This window comes from Microvirgula sp. AG722 (assembly GCF_003269145.1).
GTDB classification, from domain to species: Bacteria; Pseudomonadota; Gammaproteobacteria; order Burkholderiales; family Aquaspirillaceae; genus Microvirgula; species Microvirgula aerodenitrificans.
This window is the reverse complement of record NZ_QLTJ01000001.1, coordinates 623,290-648,247: the sequence shown is the minus strand read 5'-3', so window position 1 is coordinate 648,247 and position 24,958 is coordinate 623,290. Positions and strand designations below refer to the sequence as shown.

Annotated in this window: 17 protein-coding genes; 14 read left to right on the top strand and 3 right to left on the bottom strand. The window is 65.5% G+C overall.

What is annotated here, in order from left to right; genetic code table 11:
- Positions 1 to 18: 18 nt before the first annotated feature.
- Both bioB and bioF read left to right on the top strand, forming a co-directional pair.
- The gene (gene bioB, locus DFO50_RS03040) at positions 19 to 1,029 is read left to right on the top strand and encodes a biotin synthase BioB (protein WP_036385495.1); all 1,011 of its coding nucleotides are present in this window, start codon (positions 19 to 21) and stop codon (positions 1,027 to 1,029) included.
- Between the two features lies 1 nt (position 1,030).
- Positions 1,031 to 2,176, top strand: coding sequence for an 8-amino-7-oxononanoate synthase (gene bioF, locus DFO50_RS03035; RefSeq protein ID WP_112692005.1), 1,146 nt, complete (start codon positions 1,031 to 1,033; stop codon positions 2,174 to 2,176).
- A 53-nt stretch (positions 2,177 to 2,229) separates the two neighbouring features.
- On the opposite strand, the gene DFO50_RS03030 is transcribed toward bioF, so the two are convergent.
- Entirely contained in the window at positions 2,230 to 4,893 is a 2,664-nt protein-coding gene (locus DFO50_RS03030; protein ID WP_146745002.1) for a hypothetical protein, read from the bottom strand.
- Positions 4,894 to 5,104: 211 nt separating this feature from the next.
- Between DFO50_RS03030 and DFO50_RS03025 the strand changes: the two genes are divergently transcribed.
- From DFO50_RS03025 to DFO50_RS03005, 5 genes are all read left to right on the top strand, one after another.
- A complete protein-coding gene (locus DFO50_RS03025; protein WP_158537393.1) occupies positions 5,105 to 6,181 on the top strand; it encodes an efflux RND transporter periplasmic adaptor subunit in 1,077 nt (358 codons plus the stop codon).
- Between the two features lie 22 nt (positions 6,182 to 6,203).
- Positions 6,204 to 9,260, top strand: a complete 3,057-nt coding sequence (locus tag DFO50_RS03020; RefSeq protein ID WP_112692002.1) for an efflux RND transporter permease subunit — start codon at positions 6,204 to 6,206, stop codon at positions 9,258 to 9,260.
- A 33-nt stretch (positions 9,261 to 9,293) separates the two neighbouring features.
- Complete coding sequence (locus tag DFO50_RS03015) at positions 9,294 to 10,283, top strand: serine/threonine protein kinase (RefSeq protein WP_028498641.1); 990 nt, start codon at positions 9,294 to 9,296, stop codon at positions 10,281 to 10,283.
- A gap of 156 nt (positions 10,284 to 10,439) precedes the next feature.
- Positions 10,440 to 11,456 carry a class I SAM-dependent rRNA methyltransferase gene (locus DFO50_RS03010; protein WP_028498640.1) on the top strand — a complete coding sequence of 339 codons (1,017 nt, stop codon included), beginning with the start codon at positions 10,440 to 10,442 and terminating at the stop codon, positions 11,454 to 11,456.
- Between the two features lie 421 nt (positions 11,457 to 11,877).
- Complete coding sequence (locus tag DFO50_RS03005) at positions 11,878 to 12,093, top strand: hypothetical protein (protein WP_112692001.1); 216 nt, start codon at positions 11,878 to 11,880, stop codon at positions 12,091 to 12,093.
- A gap of 94 nt (positions 12,094 to 12,187) precedes the next feature.
- Here the strand turns inward: DFO50_RS03005 and DFO50_RS03000 are convergent, their stop codons facing one another.
- A complete protein-coding gene (locus DFO50_RS03000; RefSeq protein WP_028498638.1) occupies positions 12,188 to 13,870 on the bottom strand; it encodes a PAS domain-containing methyl-accepting chemotaxis protein in 1,683 nt (560 codons plus the stop codon).
- Positions 13,871 to 13,883: 13 nt separating this feature from the next.
- A complete protein-coding gene (locus DFO50_RS02995) occupies positions 13,884 to 14,978 on the bottom strand; it encodes an HD-GYP domain-containing protein (protein WP_028498637.1) in 1,095 nt (364 codons plus the stop codon).
- Positions 14,979 to 15,286: 308 nt separating this feature from the next.
- On the opposite strand from DFO50_RS02995, the gene ada reads away from it, so the two are divergent.
- From ada to DFO50_RS02960, 7 genes are all read left to right on the top strand, one after another.
- On the top strand, positions 15,287 to 16,363 hold the full coding sequence (gene ada / locus DFO50_RS02990) for a bifunctional DNA-binding transcriptional regulator/O6-methylguanine-DNA methyltransferase Ada (protein ID WP_107888930.1): 1,077 nt from the start codon (positions 15,287 to 15,289) through the stop codon (positions 16,361 to 16,363).
- Between the two features lie 380 nt (positions 16,364 to 16,743).
- Entirely contained in the window at positions 16,744 to 16,839 is a 96-nt protein-coding gene (gene kdpF / locus DFO50_RS02985; protein ID WP_084299915.1) for a K(+)-transporting ATPase subunit F, read from the top strand.
- Positions 16,840 to 16,963: 124 nt separating this feature from the next.
- The gene (kdpA, locus tag DFO50_RS02980; RefSeq protein WP_233495171.1) at positions 16,964 to 18,682 is read left to right on the top strand and encodes a potassium-transporting ATPase subunit KdpA; all 1,719 of its coding nucleotides are present in this window, start codon (positions 16,964 to 16,966) and stop codon (positions 18,680 to 18,682) included.
- 11 nt (positions 18,683 to 18,693) lie between these two features.
- Complete coding sequence (gene kdpC, locus DFO50_RS02975) at positions 18,694 to 19,377, top strand: K(+)-transporting ATPase subunit C (protein ID WP_051528725.1); 684 nt, start codon at positions 18,694 to 18,696, stop codon at positions 19,375 to 19,377.
- A 15-nt stretch (positions 19,378 to 19,392) separates the two neighbouring features.
- Entirely contained in the window at positions 19,393 to 21,474 is a 2,082-nt protein-coding gene (kdpB, locus tag DFO50_RS02970) for a potassium-transporting ATPase subunit KdpB (protein WP_112692000.1), read from the top strand.
- A gap of 48 nt (positions 21,475 to 21,522) precedes the next feature.
- A complete protein-coding gene (locus tag DFO50_RS02965; RefSeq protein ID WP_028498632.1) occupies positions 21,523 to 24,192 on the top strand; it encodes a sensor histidine kinase KdpD in 2,670 nt (889 codons plus the stop codon).
- Positions 24,189 to 24,950, top strand: coding sequence for a response regulator (locus DFO50_RS02960; protein WP_112691999.1), 762 nt, complete (start codon positions 24,189 to 24,191; stop codon positions 24,948 to 24,950). Before DFO50_RS02965 ends, DFO50_RS02960 begins: the two co-directional genes overlap by 4 nt.
- Positions 24,951 to 24,958: the final 8 nt, after the last annotated feature.

Sequence of the window (24,958 nt, the reverse complement as noted above, 5' to 3'; positions counted from 1 at the left end):
CACGAGCAAGTATCCGCCATGAACACACCGTCCCGTCCGCTGGAATTCCAGCAGCCCGCCACGCCGCATCCCCAACTTGAATACTGGAGTGTGTGCAAGGTCGAGGCCCTGTTCGAAACGCCATTCCTCGACCTGGTCCATCGCGCCGCAGAAGTGCACCGTCGCCTGTTCGATCCGCGCGCGATCCAGCTGTCGACCCTGCTGTCGATCAAGACCGGCGGCTGCCCGGAAGACTGCGGCTACTGTCCGCAGTCGGCCCGTTTCGATACCGGTGTGCAGAGCCAGAAGCTGCTGGATGTCGAAGAAGTGCTGGAAAAGGCCCGGCTGGCCAAGGCGCGCGGCGCCAGCCGTTTCTGCATGGGGGCGGCCTGGCGCGGCCCGAAACAGAAGGATGTGGACAAGGTCAGCGAAATCATCAGCGCGGTCAAATCGCTCGGCATGGAAACCTGTGGCACCTTCGGTCTGCTGAAGCCGGGCATGGCCGAACAGCTGAAGGAATCGGGCCTCGACTACTACAACCACAACCTTGATACCTCGCCCGAACACTACGAAGACATCATTCATACCCGCGGCTTCGACGACCGCATGGATACGCTGGGCAAGGTGCGGGGAGCGGGGCTCAAGGTCTGCTGCGGCGGCATCGTCGGCCTGAACGAAACGCGCAAGGAACGCGCCGGCCTGATCGCCAGTCTGGCCAACCTCGATCCGCAGCCGGAGTCGGTGCCGATCAACCAGCTGGTCAAGGTCGAGGGTACGCCGCTGGCCGATGCCGAAGAACTGGACTGGACCGAATTCGTGCGCACCATCGCCGTGGCGCGCATCACCATGCCGACCAGCTTCGTGCGCCTGTCGGCTGGCCGCCAGCAGATGCCGGAAGCGATGCAGGCCATGTGCTTCATGGCCGGGGCCAATTCCATCTTCTATGGTGACAAGCTGCTGACCACCGGCAACCCGGAAGCCGACCACGACGCCGAACTGATGGCCAAGCTGGACCTGTACCCGTACCAGCAGCCGGAAGCTGGCTGCTGACGTGCCGCGTCCTGCCGAACTGGCCGACCGCCTGGCCGACCTCGACGCGCGTTACCGCCGTCGCCGGCGTCCCCGGGTCGACAGCCCGCAGGGGCCGCATATCGTGGTGGATGGCCGAACGTACCTGACGTTCGCCAGCAACGACTATCTGGGCCTGGCCAGTGACGCGCGATTGATCGACGCACTGGCCGACGGGGCGCGCCGCTTTGGCGCCGGCAGCGGATCATCCCATCTGCTGACCGGACACCTGGCGGCGCATGACCGGTTCGAGCGGCACTTTGCCGATTTTGTCGGCCGCGAGGCTGCCCTGCTGTTCTCAAGCGGCTATCAGGCCAATACCGGTGTGGTCGGTGCGCTGGTCGGGCGCGGCGACACGGTGTTTTCCGACCGGCTCGCCCATGCGTCACTGATCGACGGCTGCCGTCTGTCCGGCGCCGAACACGTGCGTTTTCGCCACAATGACCTCGACGGGCTGGAAAGCCGGCTGGCGGCCCATCCCGGCGGCGCGCGGCTGATCGCCGTCGATGCCGTCTACAGCATGGATGGCGATCTGGCGCCGCTGGCCGACCTGCTTGCGCTGGCCGAGCGCTACGATGCGTGGCTGTATGTCGATGATGCACACGGCTTCGGCATACTCGGTGACGGCGGTCGCGGCAGCCTGGCTGCCGCGGGGCTGGACAGTCCGAATCTGGTGCAACTGGCCACCTTCGGCAAGGCGGCCGGTCTGGCCGGGGCGGCCGTGGCGGGCACGGCCACGGTGATCGACTGGCTGGTCAACAGTGCGCGCACGGCAATTTTCACCACGGCCTGTCCGCCATCGCTGGCCCACGCGCTGACGGTGATGCTCGATGTGGTCGGTCAGGCCGATGAACGCCGTGCCGACCTTGAGGCGCGCATCGTGCAGCTGCGAGAGGGTGCCGCTGCCCGCGGCCTGGCGCTGCTGCCGTCCCGCACCGCGATCCAGCCATTTCCGTGCGGCGACGACGCCGCGGCACTGGCTGCGGCCGCACGGCTGCGGGAACGCGGCATCTGGGTGCCGGCGATCCGCCCGCCGACGGTGCCGGTGGGCAGCGCACGCTTGCGGGTGTCGCTATCCGCCGCACACAGCGCGGCCGATGTCGAGGCGTTGCTGGACGGCTTGAGCTGATCACTGCGAGGGAGAGCGCCGGCGCGGCGCTCTCCACTTCGTCTTATCTGGGCTCAGCGTGGCGTCAGGTCGTCACCAAGGTCGGGCATTTCGTCCGGCCACGGCGTGTCCGGCTCGGGTTCCGGTTCCATGGCGGATGGCGGCATCACTTCCTCGTCGAAGCTCAGGTCCGGCAACTCGAAGGCCGGCGCCGGCGAAGCGGCCGGTGCGGGAACCGGCTCCTGTTCCTGTTCTGCTCCCGCCGCCGGTTCCTCTGGCAGCGACAGTGACGGGGGCGCCTTCGGCGTCAGTTCGACCAGTACCTCGACCAGATCCTCGGCGCCTTCGACCGGTTCGCCACGCTGCACGCTGCCAATCATGTCGACCAGCACGGCAATGATGTCGGCGCCGATTTCCAGTACCGGTTCCGGGTGGAAGCGGCTGGCATCGAGGGCGGCGGCGAAGGCGGCAGCCAGCGAGCCCAGTGCGGTTTCGCCGGCCGCTTCGGCCTCGGCGGCCAGTGCCTGGGCGGCCTGGACCATGTCGTTGTCGATGCCGCCGCCGGCAGAGGCGCGCGAGCGGCCATGGATCAGTTCAGTCAGGTGCGCCTGAGCGGCGACGCCCAGCGCGGCGCGCTCGATGGCCGCGTTGCTCGGTACGTCGGCATCGGTGGGCGCTGCATACAGGTGTGGCACCTCGGCAAGCGAAATCGAGGCTGGAGCGGGAGGTGGCGCCGGAACCGGGTCGGCCGGCGTGGCCGACAGCGATTGCATGTCGGCAGCCAGCTGCTGCAGCTCGCCTTCCGGCAACGGGGTCCCGGCCTGTGGCATCTCGGTCAGCGCGCGCTGATGCGCTTCCAGCGCCTCGATATCGTCCTCCCCCAGTTTCGGCCAGCGCTTCAGACAGTCGGTCAGGCTGTCGAGCGCTTCGGCAACCCGCTCGCCCTCATCGGCCGCGGGGCCGCAGACCGGCAGCTCATCGGCATGCGTCAGCAGCGCGCTGGCCAGCCTGGCCAGCGCCGGGGTGCCGAGGGACGGCAATCCGTCATTCAGGGTGACCAGCGCGTCGCGGAACAGATTGAAGTGCGAGGTGCTGCCATTGGCGATCCGCTGCCAGTTCGACTGCAAGGCGGCGGCCAGTGCGGCGAAGACGGCGGCCTGCGGGTGAGGCTCGATCGACAGCGCCTGGCGCGGTGCGGCAAACGGGGCGCTGGCGATCAGCGGCAGCTCCGGCAGCGGGGCGGGTACAGGTCGCGGCGACTCGGGGATACCGGTTTCCGGCGCGGCGTCGGCGGCCGGGCATTCATCGCCGATCGACAGTTCGGGGATATCGGTGGCTGGCAGTGCATCGCCGATGGACAGTTCGGGGATGGCTGCTGTCGGCGCGTCATCGGTGGGCGGGAGTGCGTCACCGATCGTCAGTTCCGGGATACCGGTTTCCGGCGCGGTGTCGGCGGCCGGGAGTGCATCGCCGACGGACAGTTCGGGAATGTCGGCTGCTGGCGCGGCGCTGGCGGTCGGGAGTGCATCGCCGATGGACAGCTCGGGAATGTCGGCTGCCGGTGCGGCGCTGGCGGTCGGGAGTGCATCGCCGATGGACAGCTCGGGAATGTCGGCTGCCGGTGAGGCGCTGGCGGTCGGGAGTGCATCGCCGATGGACAGTTCGGGAATATCGGCTGCCGGTGAGGCGCTGGCGGTCGGGAGTGCATCGCCGATGGACAGTTCGGGAATATCGGCTGCCGGCGCAGCGTTGGTGGCCGGGAGTGCATCGCCGATGGACAGCTCGGGGATATCGGCGGTCGGCGCGGCATCGGTGGCTGGCAGTGCGTCGCCAATGGACAGTTCGGGGATGGCCGCTGCCGGCTCGTTGATCGGCAATAGCGGGGGAACTTCCATCCGGGTCGGCAGCGCATAGCTGCTGGACGGTGCAACCCAGCGCACCGACTCGAGCCGCTCATGAACCGGCGCGTCTGTCCCTGCATCCGGAACGGCCCAGTCCAGGGACAGGTCGGGGATATCGGCATCGGGCTGTGGAGGAGCGATATCGTCGATGGTCGGGATGGCATCGACCGGGTCCAGCGTCGGGATGGCCGACACCCCGGATGGTGGCGGTATCGCGTCGTCGACAGTCGGGATGGTATCGACCGGGTCCAGCGTCGGGATGGCCGGCCCCCCGGATGGTGGCGGTATCGCGTCGTCGACAGTCGGGATGGCATCGACCGGGTTCAGCGTCGGGATGGCCGGTGCGGCCGGCGCCGGTGCATTCAGGTGGCGGCGCAGGGCCGCGGCCGTTTCGCCTCCGCCGGTTACGCTGATGCGCTGCCATAGCGACAGGGCCAGCGCCTCGGGCAGGGTAAAAGTCTGCGTCGCCAGGCTGCGCACCTGTTGCGACAGGGCATTGAGAATTTCGCGCGTGGCCGGCGACCGGTCCTTGCACGATTCCAGCGCGCCTTCGGCCAGCCAGCAGAATTGTCTGGCGACCGGATCGCGCTGCAGGCTGCCGAGCACGGCCAGTGTTTCGCGCATCAGATCCATTGCCTGCTGGTGGCCGGTTCGTCCCCACAGCAGCAGGCCGCGTTCGAACTGGTGCTGCTGATCGGCCGCCAGCTGCGCGCGCGATTCAGGCGGCACGTCGAGCGCGATCAGGAAGCGGGGGGCGGGGCGGGACAGGCGTTCGGCTAGCTCGGCGGCATTCATAGGAGGCAGGGTCGTTGCGGCGGCAGTGATGTCGTCGGTCAATTGATCGGTCAATGACAGGGGATATTAAACGAGGTTGCCGACAAACCCTACCGGTGTGCTACCGACGGCTGACTTTGTGGCCGGTTCCGGCATGAGTGGCAAGACGATATTCAGCTTCACAGCGTATGCTTGCCGGATTTTTCCGAAGCCATGCGCCTGCCCGTCAGGTGCGTGGTCGACCCCTGATTTTCACCGGCTCGATATCCTGCCCATGCCCCGTTTGCTGCCTGTCCTGTTGACACTCCTGATTGCCGCCTGCTCCGGTGGTGCCAGGGATGACGGTCCGAAGGGGCCGCCACCGGTGTCGGTTTCGCTGGAAACCGCCCGTATCACGCCGATCGAGCAGCGCGCCCGTGCGCTGGCCGTGGTCGAGGCGATCAATGCGCCCGACGTGGTGGCCGAGGTCGACGGCCGGGTGATTGCCGTGCTGGCCGACGTCGGTCAGTCGGTACATGCCGGTCAGCCGCTGGCGCGGCTGGATTCGGCCGATGCTGCCAGCAAGCGGCTGGCGGCCGAAGCCGATGTCGCCCGGCTGGCCGCGCTGGCCGGGCAGGCGGAGAGCGAATGGCGTCGCGGCCGCGAACTGGCCGGACAGGGCTTCATTTCCGCGTCGGCGGTGGACGACCTGGCCGCCAAGGCGCATGCGGCGCGGGCGCAGCATGCGGCAGCCAGCGCCCAGGCTGCCCAGGCGCGTCGCGATGCCGCGCGGACCACGGTGCTGGCGCCGATCGCCGGTCGCATCGATGCCCGTCTGGTCGGCGTTGGCGACTACGCCACGGCCGGCAAGCCGCTGTTTGTGCTCAGCGGCGAACAGGGCGGTCTGCGGCTGCGGCTGGGACTGACCGGGCGCGATCCGCAGGCCATCCGGCCGGGACTGACGGTGCGGGTGTATCGCGACAATGCCGGTCCGCTGGACGTGCAGGTCAGCGATGTGCGCCCGGCAGTCGACAGCAACAGCGGCGCAATCATCGCGCTGGCCGCCCTGCCGGCCGGCAGTGGCCTGACCGCCGGCCAGGCATTGCCGGCAGATCTGGTGCTGGCCCGCCGCGACGCCCTGTCGGTGCCGCAGATTTCGGTGGTCGACCGGCCGGCCGGTCGCGTGGTCTATGTGGCGGCCGGCAGCAAGGTCTCTGCCCATCCGGTCAAAACCGGTATCGAACAGGACGGTCGCATCGAAATTCTCGACGGGCTGAAGGCCGGCGACCGTGTCGTCGCCGATGGCGCCGGTTTCCTGACCAACGGCGCGGCGATCCGCGACAAGTCGGCACGGCCGGAGGCTGCCAGATGAGCGGCGCACGGCGGAGCCCACGATGAAGATTGCCGAACTGTCCATACGCCGCCACGTGCTGGCGTTCATGATGTCGGCCGTGCTGATCCTGTTCGGCGTGGTCGCCTTCGAGCGCATCGGCATCGACCGTTATCCGAATATCGACCAGCCGGTAATCTCGGTCTCGACCCGGCTCGACGGCGCCACGCCGGAAGTGATCGACCAGTCGGTCACCCAGGCGATCGAAAGCGCGGTCAACAGCGTGCCCGGCGTTGACCTGATCGAGTCGACCTCGCAGGCCGGTCGCTCGTCGGTGAAGATCACTTTCAATCTGGACAAGAACGTCGACGTGGCCTTCAACGAGGTCCAGGTCAAGGTCAGCCAGGCACAGCGCCAGCTGCCCGATGCGGCTGACGCGCCGGTGGTGTCGAAGACCGATGCCAATGCCAGCCCGATCATCTGGCTTGGCCTGACCGGCGACCGTACCGCCAAGCAGCTGTACGCGTATGCGGACACGGTCATCAAGAAGCGGCTGGAGACCATCGACGGCGTCGGCGAGGTCATCATCCGCGGACGGGGCGAGCGGGTGATCCGCGTCGACCTCGATCCGGTCAAGCTGGCCGGCTTCGGCCTGTCGCCGATGGATGTGGACGCGGCCGTTTCGCGTGAGCACCGCCAGGCGCCGGGCGGCACGCTGAAGGAAGGCGACCGCGAATACCAGGTCAACCTGAACCTCGAATACACCACCATCGACGAATTGCGCGAACTGGTGGTCGGCTACCGCGGCGCTGCCGCCATCCGGCTGGCCGATGTCGCCGTGGTGGCCGATGGCGAGGGGGACGTGCGCAGCATCACCCGCTTCAACGGCCAGCCGGGGGTGAATATCGGCATCATCCGCGTGACCAACAGCAATATGGTGGCGGTGGCCGATGGCGTGCTGGACAAGGTCAAAAAGGAAATCGTGCCGGCGCTGCCGCCGGGGGTGAAGCTGACCGTGGCGTCGAACGATTCCAGCTTCGTGGTTGAAATGGTCAATGCGCTGGAAGACCACTTGTTCGAGGGCACCCTGCTGGCCGCGCTGGTGGTATGGCTGTTTCTGCGCAATCTGCGTTCGACCCTGATTGTCGCGCTGGCGATTCCGGTGTCGCTGCTGGGCGCGGTCGCGCTGATGTATTTCCTTGGCTACACCTTCAACACCATTACCCTGCTCGGCCTGCTGCTGCTGATCGGCGTGGTGGTCGACGACGCCATTGTGGTGATCGAGAACATCTGGCGGCTGCGCGAGGAAGGCGAGACTGACAGTTTCCGTGCCGCGGCGGAAGGCAGTCAGCAGGTGGTGTTCGCGGTGATTGCCGCCACCTTCAGCCTGGTGGCGATCTTCGCGCCGGTGGTGTTCCTGTCCGGGCTGATCGGCCGGCTGTTCAATTCCTTTGCCGTCGTGGTCGTCGCCGGGGTGATGGTGTCGCTGTTCGTGTCGGTGACGCTGACGCCGATGCTGGCCAGCCGGATGCTGAAGACCATGCCGCATCATGGCCCGCTGTACCGCCGGCTGGAAGCGGCGTTCCAGCGCCTCGAGGACGGCTACCGCGGCATGCTGCGCTGGACGCTGTCCCATCGCGGGCTGGTGCTGGCGGTGGCTGGCGCCAGCGTGGCCGCCAGCGCGCTGATTTTCATGGTAATGAAGACCGAATTCCTGCCGGAAGAGGACGAAGGCCGCTTCCTGGTCAGCATGAAGACGCCGATCGGGGCGTCAATCGACTACACCGACCGCAAGACGGCCGAGCTGGAGAAGATCATCCGCGCCCAGCCCGAAATCGGCAGTTTTCTGTCCATCATCGGCGGCTTCGGCGGCGGGCAGGTCAACCAGACCACCTTCGTCGTGCGCCTGAAACCCAAGGCCGAACGCCAGCGCTCGCAAAGCGAGCTGATGGCGGCGATGCGCAAGGCGTTTACCCAGGTGCCCGGCGTGCGGCCGTCGGTCTTCCCGTTTCCGCGCATCGGTGAAAGCCGGGGCGGCAAGCTGCAGTTTTCCGTGGTGGGGCCGGCGCTGGATGTTGTCAGCCAGTCCGCCGATGCCCTGGCCACCCGGCTGGGTGCCGACAGCCGCATTGGCCGGCTGGACAGCGACGTCGACCTCGACCAGCCGCAGCTGAAGCTGGATATCGACCGCGCCGCTGCTGCCCGGCTGGGCCTGTCGACCCAGTCGATCAGCGATGCGGTCAATCTGCTGACGGCCGGCACCACGCCGGCACGCTTCTCCGACAGTGGCGAGCGCTACGATATCCAGGTGCGGGCGCTGGAATCATCGCTGGACCGGCCCGATACCCTCGGCGCGGTGTTCCTGCGCGGGCAGGACGGCAAGCTGGTGCGGCTGGACAGCGTCGCGCGCATCCGCCATACGCTGGGCCCGACCCAGATCCAGCGCCAGGATCTGCAATATGCGGTCCAGTTGAAGGGCTCGCCGACCGTGGCGCTGGCCGATGCGGTCAAGCTGGTCGATGCCGCTGCCAGGGCACTGCCGCCCGGTTACCGGGTCGAGTATCTCGGCGAGGCGCGCGAGCTGTCGCGCACTGCCGGTCAGCTGGCGTTTACCTTCGGCTTTGCCAGCCTGCTGCTGTACATGATCCTGGCCAGCCAGTTCAACTCCTTCCTGCAGCCGGCGCTGGTGATGCTGGCCGAACCGCTGGCCGTGGTGGGCGGGCTGCTGTTGCTGTGGATTACCGGGCATACGCTGAACGTGTACTCGGTGATCGGTCTGATCCTGCTGATCGGGCTGGTGGCGAAGAACGCCATTTTGCTGATCGACGTGACCAATCAGCAGCGTGCGGCCGGGCTGGCGGTGGACGAGGCCCTGCTGAAAAGCTGCCCGATGCGCCTGCGGCCGGTGCTGATGACCTCGCTGACCGTGATTCTGGCCATGCTGCCGGCCGCGCTCGGCTTTGGCGCTGGCGCCGAGACCAACGGGCCGCTGGCGGTGGCGGTGATCGGCGGCATGATCAGCTCGACGCTGCTGACCCTGTCGGTGATCCCGGCTGCCTATTCACTAGTTGAACAGTGGCATGCCCACCGCCTGCGCGACCGGAGCGGCAACAAGGCATGACGCGGGACGGGTCGCCGCGCGTATCATGCAGCGATGAACCCAGACCTCGTGCCTCCTTTCGCCGGGCTGACGCCCGATTGCCTGCTGACCGCGCTGGAAAGCGTCGGTCTGCAGGTCGACGGCAGCCTGCTGGCGCTTAACAGCTTTGAAAACCGCGTCTACCAGGTCGGTATCGACGACGGCGCACCGCTGATCGCCAAGTTCTACCGTCCCGGACGCTGGAGCGATGCGCAGATTCTGGAGGAGCACGCCTTCGTTGCCGAACTGGCCGAACGCGAGATCCCGGTGGTGCCGGCGCTGCAGATCGGCGGTGCCACGCTGCACCAGCATGACGGCTACCGCTTCTCGGTATTCCCCCGCCGGGGCGGGCGGGCGCCGGAGCTGGACCGGCCGGAAGTCCTGTCCTGGCTGGGGCGGTTTCTCGGTCGCATCCACGCCCAGGGCGCGGTGCGCGATTTCGGGCAGCGGCCGACCATCGATATCGTCAGCTTTGGCGAGACGCCGCTGGCCTGGCTGAAGGAACACCAGGTCATCTCGGGCGATCTGCACGATGCCTATCTCACGGTGGCGGCGCAGGCGCTGGACGGCGTGCGCCGGGGCTTCGACCGCGCCGGCGATGTGGGCCGGCTGCGGCTGCATGGCGACTGCCACGCCAGCAACGTGCTGTGGACCGATGCCGGCCCGCACTTCGTCGACTTCGACGACAGCCGCATGGGCCCGGCGGTACAGGACCTGTGGATGCTGCTGTCCGGCGAACGTGACGAGCAGCGGCGGCAACTGACCGACCTGCTGGTCGGTTACGAGGATTTCTGTGATTTCGACAGCCGCGAACTGCACCTGATCGAACCGCTGCGTACCTTGCGCCTGATCCACTACAGCGCCTGGCTGGCGCAGCGCTGGCACGATCCGGCCTTCCCGGCCGCCTTCCCGTGGTTTGCGTCGCCGCGCTACTGGGAAGAGCGCATCCATGAGCTGCGCGACCAGATCGACGCGATGAGTGCGTCGCCGCTGTGGCAGGGGTGACGACAGCCACGCGGGATGGGCACTGGCGGTGACGGTGGCGTCGGTCCGTTCCTCATAGAGTCGTCAGTCAACGACCTGTATCATGCGCCCATGTCGCTATTCCAGGGCCGGTCCGCGGCTTGCCCGGCGTCCGGCTCCCTATTCCAGAAAGTTTTCATGTCCGCTCCCATTACCGAACTGCTGCAGCGTGCAGCGGATCAGCGATCCGACCTGATCGCGCAGCTGCACGCGCAGGATACCAATGCCTATCGTCTGTTCCATGGCAGTGCCGAGGGCCGTCCCGGTCTGTCGGTCGACCGCTATGGCGACCTGCTGTTGCTGCAAACCTTCCACCATCCGCTGGAAGCCGACGAGCATCAGGCCATTCTCGAGTTCTACCAGACCGCCCAGCCCGGCCTGACAGCGGTCTACAACGATCGCAGCGGCGCCAATTCGCGCGTCGGCAACCGGCTGGACCCGGAAGCGCAGGCGGTGGCGGAGCAGCCGCGCCTCGCGCGTGAACTCGGCATCAGCTACCAGATCCAGGCGCGGCATGCCGGTCAGGACCCGTGGCTGTTCCTCGACCTGCGTGCCGGCCGGCGCCGGGTGATGGAGCTGGCCGAAGGCAAATCGGTGCTGAACCTGTTTGCCTATACCTGCGGTGTCGGCATTGCCGCCGCCAGGGCCGGGGCGGCATTTGTCATGAACGTCGATTTTGCCGAATCCAGCCTGGCGATCGGCCGCGCCAACGCCAAGCTGAATGACCTGCCGCACCGTCCGCGTTTCGTGCAGAGCGACGTGTTCGCCGCCGTGCGCCAGCTGTCCGGCATCGGCCAGCCGGAACGGGTGCGCGGCAAGCGCATGCCGCCGTTCCCGACGCTGGAACCGCGCCAGTTCGATCTGGTGTTTCTTGATCCGCCGCGCTATGCAAAGAGCCCGTTCGGCGTGGTCGACCTGGTCAATGACTATGCGGCGCTGTTCAAGCCGGCACTGCTGACCACCGCCCCGGGCGGCACGCTGATCTGCTGCAACAATGTGGCCCAGGTCGATCGCGACACCTGGCTGGCGCAACTGACGCGCAGCGCGGCCAAGGCCGGCCGTCCGGTCCATGATGTCGAGTGGATCGTGCCGGAGGCCGATTTCCCGAGCTACGACGGTCAGGCACCGCTGAAGATGGCGCTGCTGCACGTCTGAAGACTGCTCCGTAGATGGGCACCGACGGTCTCCGTGGCGTCGGTGCACGCCTGACTGACAGGCGTCTGCCGTGGACACGGCAGTCTGCCTGTTTGAATCCTGCCTCTCCCGTCCCCGCCGTCGCGGGGAAACCTCGCTTCGCTCCTCCGTTCGCTGTGGACGGGCAGTCTGACGCCGCAGGCCATTCTGGCTGCGGCGTTTTTCATGGCTGGCTGTGAGCGGATTAAGGCGGGATTAAATAAATGCAATAGTAGTTCAGAATTTTTGAACAATGTGTTCGATCATTTGCGCTATCTGTTTCGGTTGCTGATAACTATTATTCAGCCATGGACTGAACACCGCAGTAAAACAAGCCGCGCAGTTCAAATGGATTGTGAGAGCAATCACATCGACATACAGAATTCAATATTGAGGCATCATCATGAAAAAAATCATTCTTCCGCTGGTTTCCATGAGTCTGCTGGCCGGCGCTGCTTTTGCTGGCGGTGAAGGCATGAATAATCTGCAACGCATGCGCATGGAGAAGGAACAGGCTACCCAGGCAGCGCCGGCCAAATCGGCAGAACAGATTCAGGCTGCCAATGATTATGCGGAAAAAGTGATCAAGGCGAATCCGCACGATTATCAACGTCATTGATTTGCCCGGTTTAATTAAAAAAAGCCACTGTATTAACAGTGGCTTTTTCTGTTTCCGAATCTCGCCGGAAAATCCGGCGGCGGGGTCTGGCTGGCTAGGTGTTCGCCACTTTTTCCGGCTCAAAATAGTCCACAAGGTTCTTGAGTTCGCCGGCGGTGCGCTTGAGCTCCTCCGAGGCCAGCCAGGCACGCTGCGCCTCGCCCCGGTTCTCGACGATCAGTTCGGCCACCTGGCGCATGGCGCCGGCCACCTCGTCGGCGCCAAAGGCCGCCAGGCGGGTTGCCGTGGCCAGCTCGCGGGTTTCGCCCACCAGCGTCTGACCGATGCCACTGGCGTCGAATTCGCCGGCCAGATTCAGCAGTCGCTCGGCCCGTTCGCTGAGGTCGCTGGTCTCCGCCACCGCGTCGTCCAGCGAGCGGACTGCCGAATAGACGCGGTCATGCTGCTCTTCCGAGTGCTCGGTGACCTCGTACAGCGCAATGTTCAATGTGGCGCAGTGCTGGTGGATGCGCCGGGCGGCCAGGGCAATCTCGTCGATCATCACCTTCAGGTGCAGCTGCATCACGGCCGCGGCATGGTTCAACTGGCCGCTCTCCCCGGTGCCGGACAGGTCGATCTCGCCCTGCAGGTCGCCCTGGGCAATGCGGTTCAGCCGGCGGATGGACGCATTGAGCGGGTCGACGATGCCGCGGATGAACATATGGCCGACCAGCGCGACCACCGCCAGCCCGAACAGGATGCCGCCGATGGCAAAATTGCGGATGCGGTTGTTGCGCGCCAGCGTGTCCTCGTATTCCTGCCGGGCCGCGGTGATCAGCGAATTGCGCAGGTCCACGGCCGCCGTGGTGGCCGCCTGCTCCAGCGGCAGCACGCGCTGGCTGACCAGCTGGTCGACCCGCTGCGGGTCGTCACGTGCCGCGGCCTGTTCCACCGGCAGCAGCCCGTCACTGGTGTAACGGTTCAGCGCTTCGGTCAGCAGGTACATCTGCCGGGTGACCTGATCGGCCGCGCCGGTCAGCTGGCCGAGCAGCGAGTTGATTTCGTCGCGGTTGGCGCGCAGCTTCGCCACCTGGCTGTCCAGCGCCGTGAGCTGGCTGTCCTGGCCGGCCTGACTGCCTTCCTGCCGGGCCAGGCGGATTTCGAGCATGGTGGCGCGGCTTTCGCTGAGCCGGGTTTCGATCTTGCCGATGGTGGCCACCGGTTCCAGCTGCGCGTGGTACAGCCGGGAGAATGCATCGTCAGCCAGTTTGAGCCCACCGATACCCAGCGCACCGCCGGCCAGCATCAGGAAGGCCACGAACAGGCTGCCGGCGCGCATGCCATTGCGGATGCCGAGCCAGGCCGGCGGACGCGGGCGCCGCCGGACGGTGCCGGCCGCCATGTCGCGGTACAGTGCTTCCGCGGCTTCGATGGCGGCGGGCGTGGCATGCTTGCGCACCGACATGTAACCGATGACCTGGTCGTGGCGCTTGACCGGCACGACGCAGGCGTCGACCCAGTAGTAGCCGCCGTCCTTGCAGCGGTTCTTGACGATGCCGCGCCATGGTTGACCGCGTTTCAGCGTGCTCCACATGTCCTCGAAAGCGGCCGGCGGCATGTCCGGGTGGCGGACGATGTTGTGGTTCTGGTGCAGCAGCTCGTCGAGCGGATAACCGCTGACCTCGACGAACGCGTCGTTGGCATAGGTGATGGCGCCCTTGAGGTCGGTCTTGGAAACCAGGGTTACGCCGGGAGGGATGTCGGTTTGCCGGGAGGTAACGGGCAGGTTCTGCTTCATGACTTGGGCTTTCTTATGATTTCATCCACAGGCGCTTGAGCACCAGCGCGGCGGAACGGCATTCCTCGACGCGCAGCGAGCCAGTAATGCCATGGGCGGGGTCGGTCGAATCGCGACGTTGCGGGCGCAGGATCGGCATGCCGCTGCTGTCGTACAGACTCCACAGGTCCATCGGTTCATTCTGCTTCTGCCGCGAACGCACCACGGCGAATTCGCCGTTCGCCAGCCGTGCCAGCGTGCCGGGCGGGTGCATGGTCAGGGTCTTGATCGACAGCTGTACCAGCGGATCGTCATACAGTCGGGCGCGCTCGAGGAACAGGGATTTCAGTGCATCGCGCGGGAACTGTCCGACCCGGTTCGGCCGCGGCGTCACCATGGCCGCATAGGAGTCGGCAATGGCCAGCAGGCGGGCGCCGGGCAGGATGGCGTCGCCGCTCAGGGCGCGCGGATAACCGGAACCGTCGGTCCGCTCGTGGTGCTGGCGGACCAGTTCGAGCCACAGCGGATCGGTCACGCCCATCGTGGCCAGCAGGGCGGCCGAGCGTTCGGGGTGGCTGCGTACCAGCGCGGCCTGCTCCGGCGTCAGCGCCCCGGCCTGCTGGTCGAGCTGCGTCTGGACCGGCAGCAGGGCCAGATCGCGCGTCAGTGCTGCACAGGCCAGCGACAGGCGGGTCGATTCATCCAGTGCCATTTCGCGCGCGGCCACTTCGACCAGCGTGGCGCCAAGCAGCTGCTGGATTACCAGATACGGGTGCTGGCGATCCAGGTGCAGGGCGGCCAGCAGGGCGTCGGCGTCTTCGCTGCAGGCGTCGATGATGCCGCGCGCCAGGGCAAGGACGACCTGCCGCAGCTCGGCCTGCAGCGAGGCGGCCAGCAGGTGGGCATGCAGGCGCTTCAGTGTCAGCGCCAGGGTGTCGGCCCGGGCGAAGACCGGGTCTGCAGCCGGGGGCGGCACGACGTAATCGGGAAGGGTGGGAACCGGCTGCCCGGGGTTGTCGGCTGGCGGATCGGGCGCATAGGCACCGCGCGCCAGCAACGAGTCGATATGGCGCGGGATGCTCAGCACATAGCCCTCGCGCAGCAACAGGTTGCCATTCTCGTCATACAACGGCCAAGGCAGAGGCTCGTTCAGGACCAAATCGCTTTGGCGGATGCGTCGCATGGTGGATTGTCAGCCAATGGATCATGTGAAGGACGCTTCTTATGACATTCAATTCTTTTGATGACGATAAAATTTGTGGAGCACTTTGATCTGCATCAAGCACATTGGCATGGTCCCCGCTGCCAATCAGGTTTTCCCCTGCGGCAAACTGTCCGCGGCCGGTGCTGGCACCGGATTCGGTCGCAAGAAACGGGGCGCTTGCGACCGGATTCGCCGCTACAGTGGACACTGTCCCCCGTGCCGCCGGACCTGTCATGACCCTTGACCCACTTACCGATCTTCCGCGCATCGACGGCGATGATGCCCGCTGGGCGGCGGTGCAGGCCCGTGATGCCCGTGCCGATGGCCAGTTCGTCTATGCCGTCACCACCACCGGGGTTTACTGCCGGCCCAGTGCCTCGGCGCGGCTGCCGAAGCGCGAGCATGTCGTGTTCTTTGCCACCGCACAGGATGCCGAGGCGGCCGGCTACCGTCCGAGCCGCCGCCTTTCCGCCGACCAGAGCGCGGCCGCCGCCCGCCGCGCCACGCTGGTGGCCGGGGCCTGCCGGCTGATTGAAGCGGCGGAGACACCGCCGGTGCTGGCCGACATTGCCGCCCGGCTGGGCATCAGTCCGTTCCACTTCCACCGGCTGTTCAAGGCCGAAACCGGGCTGACACCCAAGGCCTATGCGAATGCGTTCCGCGCCCGTCGGCTGCGGGCGGAACTGGGCGGGGCGGCCTCGGTCACGGCCGCCGCCCATGAAGCCGGCTTCAACGCCAGCAGCCGTTTCTATGACTCCTCGGCAGGCCTGCTCGGCATGCGGCCCCGCGACTACCGCGACGGTGGCCGGCACGCCGAAATCCGCTTTGCCGTCGGTCAGTGCTCGCTGGGGGCGATTCTGGTGGCGCAAAGCCAGCGCGGGTTGTGCGCAATCCTGCTCGGCGATGACCCGGACCGGCTGCTGCGCGAATTGCAGGACCGGTTTCCCCGCGCCACGCTGATCGGCGGCGATGCCGGCTTCGAGCGGCTGGTGGCCGAGGTGGTCGGTTTTGTCGAGGCGCCGGCGCTGGGCCTGAATCTGCCGCTGGACGTGCGCGGCACCGCCTTCCAGGAACGGGTGTGGCTGGCGCTGCGCGACATCCCGCCGGGCACGACGGTCAGCTATGGCGACATCGCCGCGCGCATCGGCGCGCCGAAGGCGGTTCGCGCCGTGGCTCAGGCCTGCGGTGCCAACTGCCTGGCGGTGGCCATCCCCTGTCACCGCGTGGTGCGCCGCGACGGCGATATCTCCGGCTATCGCTGGGGCGTCGAGCGCAAGCGCGAACTGCTGCGGCGCGAAGCGGGCGGCTGACCTGCCCCGGGCCTCATGGCGACGGACCGGTCCTGGCCGAGACCGCCACTGCAGCGGTATTGCCGGGCCGCCAACAGCAATTGGCTTCGACCGCGGAAAACGGATCAGACCTGATTATGGTGCCATTCACCCGGGCCTCGGTATCAGCGCAGGTTCCGGGCATTCCATATGCGATTTTTACAGGTTTGCCTGAAATCAATTTCCCGGTTCTATATCAAAATCCCTACTCTCCCGGTTCGTGCTTGGAATGGTTGGCTGTGCTTGCGATTACCGTTTTTAAAAGCAGTAATCGAACCGCAAAAGCGACAGAGTATGAAGCCTGAAATCCATAGCATCCGATAAGGCATGCATGCATGCCGTGCCTTGATTAGGAGCTTAACATGGGCGCAAATTTCATCAATATATTGGCAGGTGTCATTTCAATCGGTCTGTTTGCCTATCTGTTTTTTGCGCTGGTAAAGGCAGAAAAATTCTGAATGGCGGACCCTGAAAACCTATCAACTACTCCTGGGTGACGTATATGGGTGACTTAGTTTTCGTGGCCGTGACGCTTGTGTTTTTCGCATTCGTTGCCGGTTTCATTATCAGCCTTGAAAAAATATGATGGGTACCAGCATGGTTGGCGATATTACTCAATTCGTCGTTATCCTTGCGATCATGACCGGCCTGGTCGTGGTGCTCGGGAAATGGATAACGCATCTTTTCACCAGTCCGGCACACAATATTCTCGAACGGGGGACCTACCGGCTGCTCGGAGTGAACCCGGAAGAGAAAATGTCCTGGAAGCGCTATGGCATGGTTCTGGTGCTCAGCAACGCGGCAATGATGTTGCTGGGTTATCTCATTTTGCGCGTGCAGGATTTCCTGCCCGGCGACCTGCTTGCACGAGCCGCGCAGACACCGGATCTGGCCTTCAACACGGCAGCCTCCTTCACGACCAATACCAACTGGCAGGCCTATTCGGGTGAATCGAGTCTCTCGAACTTTTCGCAGATGGCCGCCATTACGTTCCTGATGTCGATCAGCGCCACCACCGGCCTGGCCGCGGCGGGCGGGTTCATGCGCGGCCTCAGCCGCAAGAGCACGACGGATATCGGCAACTACTGGGTCGACTTCACCCGTTCGCTCTATCGGCTGCTGCTGCCAGCCAGTTTCGTGATGGCGCTGGTCTATGTGTGGCAGGGCATGCCGCAGACGCTGAGCGCCGATGCGGTCGCGACCACGCTGGAGGGCGTCAGGCAGCAGATCATTCTGGGCCCGGTAGCCAGCTTCGAGACCATCAAGCATATCGGCACCAATGGCGGTGGCTTCTTCGGCATGAATGCCGCGCATCCGTTCGAGAACCCGACGCCGCTGACCAATACCCTGCACATGCTCAGCATGCTGCTGATTCCGTCGGCGCTGACCTATGCCTTTGGCTCGATGATTCTGCGCCGGCGCCAGGGGTGGACCTTTTTCGCCGCTTTCCTGGTGATGTTCCTCGGATTTCTGACCCTGATCTACAGCGCTGAGCAGGCAGGCAATCCGCTGCTGACACCGATGGGGGTCGATCAGACCCAGAGTGCGACATCGGGTGGCGGCAATATGGAAGGCAAGGAAGTGCGTTTCGGCATTGCCCAGACCAGCATGTTCGCCACCGTCACCACGGCGGCCACGACCGGTTCGGTGAATTCGATGCACTCTTCGCTGACGCCGCTGGGAGGCCTGGTTCCGATTGCCCAGATGATGTTGAACAACGTGTTCGGTGGTATCGGGGTGGGCTTCATCAATCTCATCACCTACGCGATCCTGACGGTCTTTCTGGTGGGCATGATGATCGGGCGCACGCCCGAGTTTCTCGGCAAGAAAATCGAAGCGCGGGAGATGAAGTACGTGATGCTGGCCATTCTCGCGCACCCGCTCAGCATTCTGGGCTTCACCGCGATCGCCTGCCTCATGCCGTCCACGCTGGACAGCCTCTCCAATATGGGGCCGCACGGCTTCAGCGAAGTGCTTTACGCCTACACCTCGGGCACGGCCAACAACGGTTCCGCCTTTGCCGGCCTCAATGCCAATACGCCGTTCTTCAATACGACGATCGGTCTTGCCATGCTGGCGGGCCGCTATCTGACCCTGCTGCCGATGCTTGCCGTGGCAGGCGTGATCGCTGCCAGGAAAGCCGTTCCCGAAGGTCCCGGCACGCTTTCGACGGCGACGCCGCTGTTCGCCGGCCTGCTGGTGTTCATTGTCATCGTCGTCGGCGGGCTGACCTTCCTGCCAGCGCTCGCCCTCGGTCCTATCGTCGAGCACCTGATGATGCTCACTGGCGCGACATTCTGAGGACTGATCCCATGCATAACGCAAAAACCATCGTCAAAACAACGAATCCGGCGTTGCTGCCGCCGTTCAAGGGCATCGCCCGGCCGGTGATCGTCTCTGCCGTGTTCTTCATGCTGCTGACCGGCATCGGCTATCCGCTGGCCACGACCGGGGTCGCCAACCTTCTGTTTCCCGACCAGGCGCAAGGCAGCCTGATCGTGAATGACGGCAAGGTGGTGGGGTCGCGCCAGATCGGCCAGCATTTCACCAGGATGGAGTACTTCCACAGCCGGCCGAGTGCGACGGTGGGCGCCGACCCGGCCGATCCGTCCAGAACCATCGACCAGCCCTACAACGCCGCAGCGAGTGGCGCGAGCAACCAGGGGGCGATCAGCAAGAAGCTGCTCGCGGCCGTTGACGAGCGCACCAGGACCTACCGGGCAGTGAATGGACTGGCGACTGACGTTGCCGTTCCGGTCGATGCCGTAACGGCCTCGGCTTCCGGTCTCGATCCCCACGTCTCGGTCGCCAATGCGCGGCTGCAGGCGCCGCGCGTCGCCAGGGCGCGTGGCCTCCCGGTCGGGCAGGTCCTTCGACTCGTGGATCAGCATACCCATGCGCGCCAGCTCGGTCTGCTTGGCGATCCGCGCGTCAATGTCCTGGAACTCAACCTCGCGCTCGACGCGGCCGCTCCGGCCCGGCCCGCCGCGCAATAAGACAGGGGTGTCAGCATGTCCTCCACAGATACAAGCTTGCCGCAAGGCGAATTCACGGGCAGCACTTTCAGGCCCGTCTCCCGGGTTGCGGTGATCGGCGAGGCGTTCTGCAAGCTGTCGCCGCGCGTGCAGCTCAGAAACCCGGTGATGTTTGTCGTCTATCTCGGCAGCATCGTGACCACGCTGCTCGGCATTCAGGCGCTGGGCGGCGACGGGGAGGCGCCGGCGGGGTTCATCTTCGCCATCGCCGCCTGGCTCTGGTTTACGGTGCTGTTCGCCAACGCCGCCGAAGCGCTGGCCGAAGGGCGCGGCAAAGCCCAGGCCGACGCATTGCGTTCCACCCGCAAGCGGGTGGTCGCCCAGGTGCTCAAGGAGCCCCGGCGCGACAGCCAGTCCTGGCCGGTACCCAGTGATGAACTGGCCGTTGGCGCCTTTGTGCGCGTCGAGGCGGGCGAGATCATCCCCGCCGACGGTGAAGTGCTGCAGGGGGCGGCATCGGTCGACGAGTCGGCGATCACTGGCGAATCGGCGCCGGTCATTCGCGAGTCCGGCGGCGATTTCTGCTCGGTCACGGGCGGCACCCGCGTGCTGTCCGACTGGATCGTCATGCGGGTCACGGCCAGACCGGGCGAAGCCTTCCTCGACCGCATGATCGCCATGGTCGAAGGCGCCAAGCGGGGCAAGACGCCCAACGAGATCGCGCTCAACATCCTGCTTGTCGCCCTGACCCTGATCTTTCTGCTGGTCTGCGTGACGCTCCTGCCGTTTTCCAGCTTCGGCGCGATCGTCAACGGCGCGGGGTCTCCGGTGACCATCACGGTGCTGATCGCCTTGCTCATCTGCCTCATTCCGACCACCATCGGCGCCCTGCTGTCGGCGGTCGGTGTCGCCGGCATGAGCCGCATGATGAAGGCGAACGTGCTCGCCACGTCCGGCCGCGCGATCGAGGCGGCTGGTGACGTCGACGTGCTGCTGCTCGACAAGACGGGCACCATCACGCTCGGCAATCGCGAGGCCTCGGCTTTTATCCCGGCGCCCGGCGTGACCGAACAGGCGCTGGCCGATGCCGCGCAGCTTGCCTCACTGGCCGACGAGACGCCTGAGGGCCGCTCCATCGTTATCCTGGCCAAGCAGAAATTCAATCTGCGCGGCCGTGAAGTGCAGGGGGCGGAAACGATTGCCTTCAGCGCCCATACCCGCATGAGCGGCATCAATATCGACGATCACCAGATCCGCAAGGGAGCGGCGAGCGCGATCCGCACTCATGTCGAATCGCTGGGCGGCATCTTCCCGCCGGAGCTCGCCAAGCTTGTCGATGAGGTTGCCAGACGTGGCAGCACCCCCCTGGTCGTCTCGGACGGCAGCAAGGTGCTGGGCATCGTTGAACTGAAGGACATCGTCAAGGGCGGCATCAAGGAGCGCTTCGCCGAACTGCGTGCCATGGGCATCAGGACGGTGATGATCACGGGTGACAACAAGCTCACCGCGGCGGCCATTGCCGCCGAGGCAGGGGTCGACGACTACCTGGCGGAGGCCACACCCGAGGACAAGCTGCGGCTGATCCGCAAGTACCAGGAGGAAGGCCGGCTGGTCGCCATGACGGGTGACGGTACCAATGATGCGCCAGCGCTGGCGCAAGCGGATGTCGCCGTCGCCATGAACAGCGGCACCCAGGCTGCCAAGGAAGCCGGCAACATGGTGGACCTCGACAGCAATCCTACCAAGCTGCTGCGTGTCGTCGAAGTCGGCAAGCAAATGATCATGACGCGCGGTGCGCTGACGACCTTCAGTGTCGCCAACGATCTCGCCAAGTACTTTGCCATCATCCCTGCCGCGTTTGTCGCCACCTATCCGGCGCTGGGGGCGTTGAACATCATGCATCTGCACAGCCCGGGCTCGGCGATCCTGTCCGCGGTGATCTTCAATGCCCTGATCATCGTCGTGCTGATTCCCCTCGCCCTGCGTGGCGTGAAGTACCGGGCGGAGCCGGCAAGCCGCCTGCTGACGCGGAACCTGCTCATCTATGGCCTGGGCGGACTGATTGCGCCGTTTATCGGCATCAAGCTGATCGACCTCATGCTGACGCCCTTCTTCTGATCCCGGTGCGATAGCGGCATGAACCCTGCGGAAAGGAAAACGGAATAGATGATGACCGAGGACCGCCCGGACCCCGACGCACTCCTGCAGGTCATTGGCGACGACCCGCACCGTCCTCGTCGAGGCCAGCTGAAGATCTTCTTCGGCGCCTGCGCGGGGGTGGGCAAGACATACGCCATGCTCCAGGCTGCGCACCAGCTCCGGGCCGAAGGCACGGCGGTGGCGATCGGCATCGTTGAGACGCACGGGCGGGAGGAGACGCTGGCACTCACGCAAGGCCTCCCCATGCTGCCGCGGCGGGAGATTCAGACGAATGGCCGGCTGGCGACGGAATTCGATCTGGACGGTGCGCTGACGGCCGGCTATCAGTTGCTGGTGGTCGACGAACTCGCCCACTCCAACCTGGCCGGCAGTCGCCACGCCAAACGCTGGCAGGATGTCGAGGAGCTGCTGGACGCGGGCATTGACGTCTACACGGCCTTGAACGTGCAGCACCTCGACAGCCTGAACGACGTTGTCGGCGGGATCGTGGGCATACGGGTCCGGGAAACCGTGCCCGACCGGATTTTCGACCGCGCCGCAGACGTGGTGCTGGTCGATCTTCCCCCGGACGACCTCCTGGCGCGCCTGAGTGCCGGGAAGGTGTATCTGCCGCCCTCCGCCATGCAGGCGCGTCAGCATTTTTTCCGTCGCGGCAATCTGATTGCCCTGCGCGAGCTCGCCCTGCGCCGCGTGGCGGACCGGGTCAACGCGGATGTCCGGGTGTACCGGATCTCGCATGCGATCCGCACAGTCTGGCCTACCCGGGAACTGCTGATGGTGTGCGTGAGCGCCGACAGCGCCCAGGAAGCGCTGATCCGGGAAGGGGCAAGGCTTGCCCAGCAGCTTCAGACCCAATGGGTCGTTCTGCATGTGGACCCGCCCCATGAGAGCGGCGACCCCAAGGCACAGGCCGCACTGCTGCGTCTGGCAGCCTGTGCGCAGCATGCCGGCGCCGATTTCGTGAATATCGCGGGACAGGATGTGGCGCATGCGATCCTGAGCTACGCCAGACAGCGCAACGCGACCAAGCTCATCATGGGCAATACGGCGGCGCGGTCTTTCCTGCCGTTTCAGTCGCGGCTGGCGGAACGCATCGCCCGAACCAACCCCGAGATGGGCCTGGTTCTGCTGCGCATCGACGCGGCGCAGCGGCCGATCCGGCGCTGGGAGCTGGAAAAGCCGGCAGGGCATGTCAAGGCGCTGTCGATTGCGACGCTGGCCTGCATCCTGATCGTGGCGGTCGCCAGTCAGCTGCTGCGGTTTTTCGATCTCTCGAACGTGGTCATGCTGTTTCTGATCACGGTGGTGTTCACCTCCCTGCGGCTGGGGCGTCTTGCCGGGGTATGGGTCTCCCTGCTGTCGGTCGCATTTTTCGACTTCTTCTTTGTCGAGCCCCGCTTCTCTTTTGCCGTTACCGACACGCAGTACGTATTCACTCTCGGACTGATGCTGGCGGTGGCGATCATCATCGGCCAGCTTGCTGCCAGGCTGCAGCGGGAGGCGAAGGGGGCGCGGGAAGGCGAACGGCGCGCTTCGGCACTGGTGCGCGTGACGCGTGACCTTGCCGGCGCCATCGCGGTCGAGCAGGTCGTGGAGGTTTGCCGGGAGACGGTCGAGCCGCTTTTCGGGACGCAGGTGGTCCTGATCCTGCCCGACAGCGACGGCCAGCTCGTCGCGACCCGTCATGCGGACTTCGTCGAGCTGTCGGTCGCCCAGTGGGCATTCGATCACGCCGAGGAGGCCGGACACGGTACGCAGACACTGAATGGCGCACTGGCGCTGTATCTGCCGCTGGAAGGGCCGATGGCGCCGCGGGGCGTGCTCGCCGTGGAACCCGGTGACACGCTGTTGTCGGGCACGCCCGACAGCAGGCGGCTGCTGGATGCCTGCTGTTTTGCCATCGCCCAGGCGCTGGAGCGCATCCACTTCGTTGACATTGCCCAGGACACCATCGTCCGCATGGAGGGCGAGAAGATGCGAAACACGCTGCTGTCCGCCGTTTCACATGACCTCAAGACCCCCCTCACCGCGATTCGCGGGCTGGCCGAGACCCTGGAACATCCGGGGGGACTGGCGGAGTCCGAACGAACGGACATCGCCAGATCCATCCGCATCGAGTCGGACGAGTTGCGACGGCTGGTCTCCAATCTGCTGGATCTTGCGCGCATACAGAGCGAAGGGGTCAGACTGCACAGGGAATGGCATGCGCTCAGCGAGATCGTGGGCTGTGCGCTGGCACGATGCACCACGGCGCTGCAGCCCCGGACGCTGGTGACCGACCTGCCGCCCGACCTGCCGCTGGTGGAGCTCGATGCCGTACTCATGGAGCGCGTGCTCGCCAACCTTCTGGACAATGCCGCAAAGTACACGCCGCCAGACAGCACGATCAGGATCCGGGGCCTGTCTTCCGGCGACTCGATGTACCTGCTGGTCTCCGACGATGGCCCCGGACTGCCGGCCGGTGATCCCGAGCGGCTGTTCGAGTCTTTTACCCGCGGGCAGAAAGAGTCTTCCATCGCCGGCGTCGGCCTGGGCCTTGGGCTGTGCCGCACGATCATCGCTGCGCATGGGGGCAGCATCAGCGCAAAGCCGCGCAAGCCGCATGGCGTCACTTTCGAAATCCGCCTGCCGTTGCGCATTCCGCCCGCGGTCGACAGCGATGAGGTCAATGCATGAGCAAGCCGAAGATACTGATTGTCGAGGACGAAGCGAATATCCGGCGCTTTGTCCGGATTGCGCTGGAGCAGGAAGGAATGAGCGTTTTCGAGGTGCCCTCGGGGGCGCAGGCCCGGATGGACGCCGTGACGCGCAGGCCCGATCTGATCATCGTGGACCTTGGCCTTCCGGACGGGGATGGAAAGGACCTGATCCGCGAGTTGAGGAACTGGGTTTTTTCTCCCATCCTCGTGCTTTCGGCCCGGGAGCGCGAAGACGAAAAGGTAGAGGCGCTCAATGTCGGTGCGGACGACTATCTTGTCAAACCGTTTGGCGTGCCGGAGCTGGTCGCGCGGATTCGCGCGCTGTTGCGCCGTTCGCAGGTCGTGTCCAATACCGATGTGGCCTCGTCGCGCATCCGGTTCGGCAATGTCGCGGTCGATCTCGCCACTCATGAAGTGATTCGCGATGGCAAACCGGTGCATCTGACGCCCATCGAGTTCCGCTTGCTGACGTCGCTGATACGCGGGCATGGCAAAGTGCTGACCCACAAGCAGCTTCTGCGCGACACCTGGGGCGCGCCGTATACCAACCGTCCCCACTACCTCCGCGTTTACATGATGCAGCTGCGGCAAAAGCTTGAAAACGATCTCTCCCAGCCAGAATTCCTGCTTACCGAACTGCAGGTCGGCTACCGGCTGTCCGGCATGACGATCGAAGGCGAAATCCCGGCGAACGCCCCCGGCTCCAGCCCATGGCCCCCCGGACTTCCGTCGTAAGCACGGGC